The following is a 9,810-nucleotide window of genomic DNA, read 5'->3' as shown; positions in this document are numbered from 1 at the left end:
AGCAGCCCGCCTGGGCGCGGGCGTGCGCGCGCATGGGCATCGTGCGCAGCATGTCACGCAAGGGCAACTGCTTGGACAACGCCGCGACCGAGCAGGTGTTCGGTCATCTCAAGGACGAGTTCTTCCGGGGTCGTCAATGGGCTGACTATGAGTCGTTCAAGCGTGACCTGGAGGGCTACATCCGTTACTGGAACTCGACACGCTGCCAGGCAGCGGTCGGGGGCATGAGCCCCGACCGCTATGAGCAGGCGTTACTGGCCCTGGCCGGGTAGGGCCGGGGCATGGTAGACTGAGCACCCACACCATGAGGGTGGGTGACACTCATTAACCCCGTCCAGAAAACGGGGGACAGTTCAAAAAACGAGAGATTTCTCAAAGCCCGCACGGATGCGGAACCCGGCCGACAATCACACGCAATCCCCTTCGATGCCCAAATCTTATGGGGTGGTGCTACACTGGCACCCGACTAGGCTATGATCCGCCATCAACGGGGAGCCTTCGGAAGAACAGCGCATCCGCCGTGCGGGCGCGCCCAGTAGAACCGGCGGGGTTGGCCCGATACAGCCGAACACAAGCGGTCGCGCCCCGGTGCGCGACAAGCGAGGTGGTACCGCGGTGGCGTTCTGGCCATCGTCCTCGCAGGCCAAGGACACCTGCAATCAAGAGGAGCAACGGTGAGCGATACACCCAAGCACGTGTACCCCAAGGCAGCATCCGGCGAGCAGGGCGCGAACGTGGCGCCGAATCCGGACTTCCCCCGACTTGAAGAGGACGTGCTGCAGTACTGGGACACGAATGACACCTTCGACAAGTCCGTCCAGGAGAACCCCTCCGGCGAGAACAGCGACAATGAATTCGTCTTCTTCGACGGCCCGCCCTTCGCGAACGGCCTGCCGCACTACGGCCACCTGCTGACCGGCTACGCCAAGGACGTGGTGCCGCGCTACCAGACCATGAAGGGCCGCCGCGTCAACCGCGTCTTCGGCTGGGACACCCACGGCCTGCCCGCGGAACTCGAGGCGCAGAAGGAGCTCGGCATCGACTCCGTCGACCAGATCGAGCAGATGGGCATCGACAAGTTCAACGAAGCCTGTCGCGCCAGCGTGCTCAAGTACGTGAACGAATGGCGTGACTACGTGCACCGCCAGGCGCGCTGGGTGGACTTCGAGCACGGCTACAAGACCCTCGACATCCCCTACATGGAATCCGTGATGTGGGCCTTCAAGACCCTCTACGACAAGGGTCTGGCCTACCAGGGCTACCGCGTGCTGCCGTACTGCCCGAAGGACCAGACGCCCCTGAGCGCCCACGAGTTGCGCATGGACGCCGACGTCTACCAGGACCGCCAGGACACCACCGTCTCCGTCGCCGTCAAGCTGCGTGACGAGGACGACGCCTACGCCGTCTTCTGGACCACCACCCCGTGGACCGTGCCCACGAACTTCGCCATCGTGGTCGGCGACGACATCGACTACGTGGAGGTCGCCCCGAAGGAAGGCAAGTTCGCCGGCAAGAAGTTCTACTTCGCCAAGGCGCTCCTGGGCTCCTACGACAAGGAGCTGGGGGAGGACTACGAAGTCGTGCGCGAGCTCAAGGGCCGCGACATGGTCGGCTGGCGCTACTGGCCGGTCTTCCCGTACTTCGCCTCCGACGCGGACACCGCCGAGGGCGGCACCCCCGGCCCGAATGCGTACCGGATCCTCACCGCCGACTACGTCGACACCGCCGAAGGCACCGGCCTGGTGCACCAGGCGCCCTACGGCGAGGACGACATGAACACGCTCAACGCGCACCACATCAGGAGCGTGGACGTGCTGGACAACGCCTGCCGCTTCACCTCCCTGGTGCCCGACTACGAAGGCCAGCTCGTCTTCGACGCGAACCTGCCGATCCTGCGTAACCTGCGCGCCGGCGACGGCCCGCTTACCGCCATCCCCGAGGAACACCGTGCCCTGCTCTTCCAGGAGAAGAGCTACGTGCACTCCTACCCGCACTGCTGGCGTTGTGGCACCCCGCTGATCTACAAGCCGGTGTCCAGCTGGTTCGTCTCCGTGACGAAGATCAAGCCGCGCCTGCTCGAGCTCAACCAGGAGATCAACTGGATCCCTGGGAACGTCAAGGACGGCCAGTTCGGCAAGTGGCTGTCCAACGCGCGCGACTGGTCGATCTCCCGCAACCGTTTCTGGGGTTCGCCGATCCCGGTGTGGGTCTCCGACGATCCGAAGTACCCGCGCGTCGACGTCTACGGCTCGCTCGACCAGCTCAAGGCCGACTTCGGCGACTATCCGCGCGACAACGAGGGCAACGTCAACATGCACCGCCCATGGATCGACAACCTGACGCGCCCCAACCCGGACGACCCGACGGGCACGTCGACCATGCGCCGCATCCCCGACGTGCTCGACTGCTGGTTCGAATCCGGCTCCATGCCCTTCGCCCAGTACCATTACCCCTTCGAGAACAAGGAGTACTTCGAGCAGCACTTCCCATCCGACTTCATCGTCGAGTACATCGGCCAGACCCGCGGCTGGTTCTACCTGCTGCACGTCATGGCCACTGCGCTCTTCGACAAGCCGGCCTTCAGGAACGTCATCTGCCACGGCATCGTGCTCGGCGACGACGGCCAGAAGATGAGCAAGCACCTGCGCAACTACCCGGACGTCAACGGCGTCTTCGACAAGTACGGCTCCGACGCGATGCGCTGGTTCCTCATGAGCTCGCCGATCCTGCGTGGCGGCAACCTCATCGTGACCGAAGACGGCATCCGTGACACCGTCCGCCAGATCATGCTGCCGGTGTGGAGCACGTACTACTTCTTCACGCTGTACGCCAACGCCGCCAACGGCGGTGCCGGCTACGACGCGCGCGAACTGACCGCGCAGGAGGTGCCGGGACTCGCACAGATGGACCGCTACCTGCTGGCGCGCACCCGTCAGCTGATCGCCGACGTGACCGCGCACATGGACGCCTTCGAGATCTCCGACGCCTGCACCGAGGTCGCCGACTTCATCGACATGCTCACCAACTGGTACATCCGCAACTCCCGTGACCGCTTCTGGAACGAGGACGAGGACGCCTTCAACACGCTGTACACCGTGCTCGAGGCTTTCATGCGCCTGCTGGCGCCACTGGCCCCGATGGAGGCGGAAACCGTGTGGCGCGGCCTGACGGGCGGCGAGTCCGTGCACCTGGGCGACTGGCCCTACCTGACCGACCCTGCCACCGGCGAGGACACGGAATTGGGCAAGGTGCTCGTGGAGGACGGCGCGTTGGTGGCCGCCATGGACAAGGTGCGTGAGATCGTCTCCGCCGCGCTGTCCCTGCGCAAGGCGAAGAAGATGCGCGTCCGCCAGCCGCTGGCCAAGCTGACCGTCGTCGTCGACGAGCCGTCGCAGGTCGACGTCTACGACGCGCTGCTCAAGAACGAACTGAACGTCAAGGACGTCGAGTACACGTCGCTGGACGAGGCCGCCGAACACGGCCTGAAGATCATCGACGAACTCAAGGTGAACGCCCGCGCCGCCGGCCCGCGCCTGGGCAAGCAGGTACAGTTCGCCATCAAGGCGTCCAAGAGCGGAGACTGGCACGCCGACCCGACCACAGGCGACCCGGTGATCGACCTGCCCGACGGCGGCACCGTCACGCTGCAGGGCGACGAGTACGACATCACCCGCCGCGTGGAGGAATCCGACGCCGACGAGGCGCGCAACAGCGCATCCTCGATCCTGCCGACCGGCGGCTTCGTGATCCTCGACCTGGAGCTCACCGACGACCTGGTCGCCGAAGGCTATGCGCGCGACGTGGTCCGCGCCGTGCAGGACGCCCGCAAGGACGCCGGCCTCGAGGTCAGCGACCGCATCGACCTCACCCTCGAGGTGCCGGCCGACGACGAGGCGAAGGTGGAGCAGTTCCGCGACCTGATCTGCTCCGAGACCCTCGCCGACTCCCTGGCGGTCAAGCCAGGCGAGGAGCTGAAGGTGACCGTGGCGAAGGCCTGAGATCCATTCGCCAGATACAAGGGGCGTCTTCCTTCCCGGCAGGGGAGGGACACGCCCCTGCCGGGAAGGCGGTCCCGGCAGGGGATGCGCGGCGTCCATGCTCACGGGGCAAATTGGGAGTTTCCCGGGCGCATCCGCTATATTTGTCTCAACAATCAACCAGCGGACCAGGAGGCATCGATGCCACGAGCGGGACAGGGGAGCGGCGGCGGCAGCCGTGGCGGCAGTGGTTTCGACGGCGGCCGCATGGGCAGTGGTTTCCGTCCCAGCGGTGGCGGCTCCGGTCGCCGTGCCGGTGGCGGCGGCTCAAGCCATGGCGGCAGCGGTTTCGGCGGCTTCCCGGGCGGCATGCCCGGCGGTTTCGGCGGTCGGCCGCCACGCCGGCACAACACCGGCTCCAGCCTGTCAGACCTCATCATCGGCGCCATCGGCTACCAGGCCGGCAAGAGTGCCGGTCGCCGTGAAGCTCAACAGCGTGGCTCCTACGGCTACGGCAGCGCAGGACCCTTCGGGGCACCCGGCCAACCGCCTGCCGGCGGCCCCTTCGGCCCGTCGGTTCCCGCGAGCGGGGCGGGCATGCCACCTGCCGGCGGCCAGCCGCCGCGCAAGGGCAAGTCGGGCAGCGGGCTGTGGGTCGCCATCATCGGCGCCTTCATCGTCGTCATGCTCATCGTGCTCATGGTCCCCAGCTGCTCGGGCGACCCGGCGGGAACCGCCACCAGCGGAGACATCCCCGCCAGCACCTATAACCGCACCAAGCTCGACTCCGGCCGCGCCTACGACACGGATTGCATCGACGACGAGCTCGGCTGGTTCTCCAATGTCTCCAAGACGGAAAGCCAACTCAAGACCTTCTACGACAAGACCGGCATCCAGCCCTACATCCTCTTCGCCAAGTACAATGCCAAGCTCACCACGGACGACGAGAAGCAGGAGTGGTCGGAACAGTGGTACGACCAGCACATCGACAACGAGGACACCCTCCTGTTCGTCTACTTCGCCGAGCAGGACGTGGACAACGACGTCGGGTACATGACCCTGACCCCCGGCCGCAACACCACCGGCATCATGGACAGCCAGGCCCAGAACATCTTCTGGAGCTACCTCAACCAGTACTGGTATAGCGACATGAGCACCGACGAGGCGATCGTGACGACCTTCGACAAGACCGCGGATCGTATCATGACGAAGACCACCACGAAGCAGGACGTGAGCAAGTGGCTCATCATCGCGCTCATTGTGGTCGTGCTCCTCGCGGCCGGCGTGGCGGTGGCCGTCATCATGGTCAAGCGCAAGCGCGAACACGAGGCCTACGTGGAGCGGATGGTCACCACGCCGCTCGAGGAAGCGGAAGACCCGCTGCTCAAGAAATACGGAGGTGACGCCACGGATGGCGCCACCGAAGACAATCGTCAACACTGACGACAAGAAAGGAAGCACCCATGGCAATCCTGAAGCGATTCGGCGACATCATGCGCTCCAACATCAACGCCCTGCTCGACAAGGCGGAGGATCCCGCGAAGATGGTCGACCAGATGCTGCTCGACCTCAACGAGGACCTCGCGGCAGTCAAGAAGGAGACCGCCGGCGTCATGGCGGCCGCCACCAATGCCCGCAAGCAGGTGGACGACTGCAAGGCGGACATCGCCAAGTACGAAGCCGCTGCCAAGGCCGCCGTCAAGGCCGGCCAGGACGATGACGCCCGCAAGCTGCTCGCCACCAAGCAGCAGTTCGAATCCACGCTGCCCAGCCTCGAGGAAGCCGCCAAGGCCGCCGAGGACAACGCCACGAAGATGCGCCAGATGCACGACAAGCTGGTCAACGACATCAACGGCCTGCAGGCCCGCCGTGCCGCCGTGCATGCCAAGGTCTCCGTCGCCAAGGCCCAGCAGCAGGTCAACAAGGCCACCGATGCCACCGCCAGCACCACCCGTTCCATGGCCGCCTTCGACCGCATGGAAGCCAAGGCCGACCAGATGCTCGGCGAAGCCAACGCCATGGCGGACCTCAACAGCCAAGGCGACAAGGAAGACCTCGCCAACAAGTACCTCGCCGGTGGCAGCGCCTCCGTCGAGGACGAGCTCGCCAAGCTCAAGGCCGAAGTCGGCGTGGAGGAGCAGCAGTAAAGCGGATTATCCCGCCTCTGAGGATTGTTCATTTTTTCGAACAAAAACTTGGGGCCTGACGTGTCGGCGGCGGATGCCGCCGACACGTCAGGCCCCAAGTTTTTGTTCGAAAAAATGAACAATCCTCAGAGGCGCAGTTCAGTTCCTCGCCTTGCCGTGCTTAACCATTTCGCGCGCATACCACACGGCGGCCACGAGCACCACGGCCTCCAGGATTGCGCCGACCAGCACGGAATGCTGGAAACCGTAGGCGTAGGCGGCATGGCGGCCAATGCCTGCGGCGGTGCGGTGCAGCACGTCGGCGGACAGGATGCCCACGAAGAGCGCGGAGCCGATGGAGCTGGCGATCTGCGCGCCGGTGGAGAAGACGGAGCTCACGTCCGCGGTGTCCGCGTCAGGCACCGACTCAAGCACCACATCCTTGTCGGGCACGTTCACCAAAGCATAGCCGGAGGCGGCGATGCCGGCGATGACCGCGATGATCCACGCATTCCTCAACGGCGCCACCCCGAATACGGCGAACAGGCCCAGGGTGAGCACCAGGAAGCCGATTGGCAGCACTGGCCAGATGCCGTGGCTGTCGACGCTCTTTCCCGCCACCAGCGTCACGCCGGAGTAGATGAGCGCCACGATGAGCAAGAAGCCACCGCTGGCCGCGTCCGAATAGTCGCAGGCACGTTCCAGATAGAGCGGCAGCAGCAACAGCACCGCCTGCTGGCCCATGCCGCCCATGATGTACATGACCACGCCGACCGACACCGACAGGTTCTTCAAGGGGCGGATATTGAGCAGCGGCCGGTCCATGTGCAGCTGGCGCACCGTGAACCATGCGAGCACCACGAGGCCGGCCACGAGCATGAAACTGGCCGTCAGCGTACGGTGGGTGAGCTCGGAGAAGCCCAGCATGAGCATCGTCAGGCCGACGAAGGCGAGCAGCACGGATACCAGGTCGAGCCTGCGGTCCTGGTGCGCCTCGACATCGAACATGAACTTCACGCCCATGACCAACGAGATGATGCCGATCACCAGCGGCACCGCATACATGGATGTCAGCGAGACGTACGTGAGGAACAGGCCGCTCAGCAGCGGGGCTACCGCGATGCCCAAGCCGATGATGGCACTGTTGAGCGAGACAATGCGCCCCGAATAGCGTTCCGGCACGATGCGGATGATGACCGTGTTGATGGTGGGGAACATGAGCCCCGAACCGACCGCCTGGATGAGGCGGCTGCCGAGCATCATCGGGAAGTTCAGCGAGAACAGGCCGATGACGGAACTGACGATGAGCAGCACGCGGCTGAAGAAGAACAGCTTGCGCAGCCCATAGTGGGCCAGCACCGTCGCCGCGCACATCACCGCGGTCGCCGCGACGATCGCATAGCCGACCGTCACCCAGTTCGCCACGGACAGGCTGATATGGTACGTCTCGGAAATGTCCGGCAGCGCCACGGACATCATCACGCCGCAGAAACCGTCACCGAGGGTGCTCACGATGAGCGTCGCCAGCAGCAGCTTGATCGATCCCCAACTGTGCTGCTGCCCGTCCTTCGCCGTCACCATCGTGCTGTTGGCCATCGCCAGCGCTCCGCCCATGGTCGTCCTTTCCGTCCCTGCAAAACAAGATCAGCTTCCACGCTTCATGCGCGGAAGCTGATATCAGTAGTACACCCCGGTCGGGGAGCGGGCAGGCGATTACTTGGTCAGCTCATAATACTTGGGCACGCCCATGTAGTTGAACTCGACATTGCGCACCTGCTCGCCGGCAGCCGCGGTCACGTTCGCATACCACAGCGGGACCACCGGCAGGTCCTCGAAGAGCAGCTCCTCCGCCTGGTGATAGTAGTCAATCGCAGCGCTCGTCTCGGTCTGCCGGGCCGCGTCGTCCATCAGCCTGTCGAACTGCGAACTCTTGTAGTCGCCGTTGTTCAGGCCCTTGCCGTCGGCATACGCGGAATCATAGGCCTGCACCAGGTAGCCTTCCGGATACGGGTAGTCGGATTGCAGGCCCTGCAGGAAGGCGGCGTCGATCGTGCGGTCATGGATTGCCGAACTCAGCTCCTTCTGGGTGGGAATCGCATAGGCGGAAGCGTCGATGCCCAGCGCGTTCTTGATGGAGTTCGCGATGGCCTCGACGCGCGGCTTGTCGCCGCTGTCCGCGCTGTAGGCGATGCGGAAGGAGCCATCCCACTTCGAGATCGCATCCGCCTTCGCCCACAGCTCCTTGGCGTCCTGCTCGTCGTAGTCGAGCACGTCCGCACCCTTGAGGTCCTTGGAATAGCCGGCGATGGTGGGCGCGGTGAAGTCCGTGGCGACGGTGGCGGTACCGTAGAGCACGGTCTTGACGATCTCCGCACGGTCGACCGCACGGCTGATCGCAGCACGACGCAGCCTGCCCTCCTCACCCGAGAAATGCTTGAGCGACTCGGGAATCGTGAAGGACTTGAAGCCCGGACCCGGCTTGTTGAACGTCTGGATGCCCTCCTCCTGCTGGTAGACGCCCAGCGAACTGGCGGGAATCGTGTCGATCACGTCCAGGTTGCCGGACTCCACGTCCGCATAGGCGGTCTGCACGTCCGTATACAGCACGAAGGTCACGCCGCCGTTCTTCACCGTGCGCGGACCGCTGTACTTGGCATTCGGCACCAGCTCGATGCTCTGGTCATGGTTCCACGCCTTGAGCGTGTACGGGCCGTTGCCGACGGGGCGTTCGCCGTAGGTGTCCGGGTCCTTGATGGCGGCATCGGTGATCGGCAGGAAGGCCACGTCGCCGACCTTGTAGGGGAAGGAGGAGTCAGGCGCGTTGAGCGTGACCTGCAGCGTGTGCTCGTCGACGACCTTGAGGCCGCTCAGCTGCGCATCCTTGTCCACCTTCGGGTCCTGCAGTTCGTCGTATCCCTTGATGGTAGAGAAGATGGCGGCGCCCAGCTGGCCGTTGGCGGCGTTCGCGGCGAAGGACCAGCTCTTGGCGTAGGTGTCCGCGGTGATGGGCGTGCCGTCCGAGAACTGCAGGCCGTCGCGCAGCGTGACCGTGTACTGCGAGGCGTCGTCGTTCGGCTTAATCGACTCGGCGTCGGCGTAGACGAGCTCGCCGTTGTCGGAGAAGGTGACCAGGCCTTCGTAGAGCTGCGTGACAACCTTCCAGCCGGCCATGTCGTTCGTGTTGCCCGGCAGCAGGTTCGCCGACGGTTCGACGTTGTTGACGGTGATGACCTGGTCGGTGGTGTCGCCGTCTGCAGAGCTGCCGCCTGTGCCGCAGCCGGCCAGCGCCATGCCGAGTGCGGCGATGGATGCGATGGCGGCGATGATGCGGCGGGTCCTGCGTGATGGGCTGTTGTTGGGTTGCATGGCACCTCGTTATATGTAGGTAGTGGTGTGTCCGTGGTTGCGTGCGAGGGGGAGTGGTCTGCATCCTCCTGTCCTGGATGCAGATGGTCACGTTGGGACTTAATCTACCAACGAAGTGGGGTGAGATGGTGGGCTTTGGTGGTGCGCGAAAGTGGGAATAAAAGGGGGAGACGTGTGGTTGCGGCGGTTCGGGATGTCGGGGCCTCATGAAGCTGCTTTCTTCTGCTTGCGTGATGGTGGACACGACGTTATGCAATGGCCGGCAGCTGGCCGTACAGGGCAAAACTTGCTAGACTAATGAGCTGCCTCGCATTGCGAGGATGATCCAGTGATGTAGTGAA

The 9,810-nt window shown here is 64.4% G+C and carries 6 protein-coding genes; 4 read left to right on the top strand and 2 right to left on the bottom strand.

The features are described from left to right. The 4 genes from BCUN_RS07720 to BCUN_RS07705 form a co-directional block, all read left to right on the top strand. The coding region (locus BCUN_RS07720; protein ID WP_034258562.1) for an IS3 family transposase at positions 1 to 272 on the top strand (272 nt) is incomplete at its 5' end. Positions 273 to 674: 402 nt separating this feature from the next. Continuing rightward, the gene (gene ileS, locus BCUN_RS07715; protein WP_033517027.1) at positions 675 to 3,998 is read left to right on the top strand and encodes a mupirocin-resistant isoleucine--tRNA ligase; all 3,324 of its coding nucleotides are present in this window, start codon (positions 675 to 677) and stop codon (positions 3,996 to 3,998) included. Between the two features lie 180 nt (positions 3,999 to 4,178). Next, the gene (locus BCUN_RS07710) at positions 4,179 to 5,420 is read left to right on the top strand and encodes a hypothetical protein (protein WP_051920935.1); all 1,242 of its coding nucleotides are present in this window, start codon (positions 4,179 to 4,181) and stop codon (positions 5,418 to 5,420) included. Positions 5,421 to 5,440: 20 nt separating this feature from the next. Further along, a complete protein-coding gene (locus tag BCUN_RS07705) occupies positions 5,441 to 6,124 on the top strand; it encodes a PspA/IM30 family protein (RefSeq protein ID WP_033517029.1) in 684 nt (227 codons plus the stop codon). A 138-nt stretch (positions 6,125 to 6,262) separates the two neighbouring features. Here the strand turns inward: BCUN_RS07705 and BCUN_RS07700 are convergent, their stop codons facing one another. Together BCUN_RS07700 and BCUN_RS07695 are read right to left on the bottom strand one after the other, a co-directional pair. Further along, positions 6,263 to 7,717 carry an MFS transporter gene (locus BCUN_RS07700; RefSeq protein ID WP_033517031.1) on the bottom strand — a complete coding sequence of 485 codons (1,455 nt, stop codon included), beginning with the start codon at positions 7,715 to 7,717 and terminating at the stop codon, positions 6,263 to 6,265. Between the two features lie 99 nt (positions 7,718 to 7,816). Then, entirely contained in the window at positions 7,817 to 9,469 is a 1,653-nt protein-coding gene (locus BCUN_RS07695; protein WP_033517033.1) for a peptide ABC transporter substrate-binding protein, read from the bottom strand. Between the last annotated feature and the right edge of the window lie 341 nt (positions 9,470 to 9,810).

It is taken from the genome of Bifidobacterium cuniculi (assembly GCF_000741575.1).
Taxonomy (GTDB): domain Bacteria; phylum Actinomycetota; class Actinomycetes; order Actinomycetales; family Bifidobacteriaceae; genus Bifidobacterium; species Bifidobacterium cuniculi.
Note: the sequence above shows the minus strand (reverse complement) of the source record. Positions and strands in the feature narration are given on the sequence as shown.

Bases quoted from the DNA above. Each gene is read 5' to 3' on its own strand.
- BCUN_RS07705 (WP_033517029.1), top strand. From the start codon at position 5,441: ATGGCAATCCTGAAGCGATTCGGCGACATCATGCGCTCCAACATCAAC.
- BCUN_RS07695 (WP_033517033.1), bottom strand. From the start codon at position 9,469: ATGCAACCCAACAACAGCCCATCACGCAGGACCCGCCGCATCATCGCC.
- BCUN_RS07700 (WP_033517031.1), bottom strand. From the start codon at position 7,717: ATGGGCGGAGCGCTGGCGATGGCCAACAGCACGATGGTGACGGCGAAG.
- BCUN_RS07710 (WP_051920935.1), top strand. From the start codon at position 4,179: ATGCCACGAGCGGGACAGGGGAGCGGCGGCGGCAGCCGTGGCGGCAGT.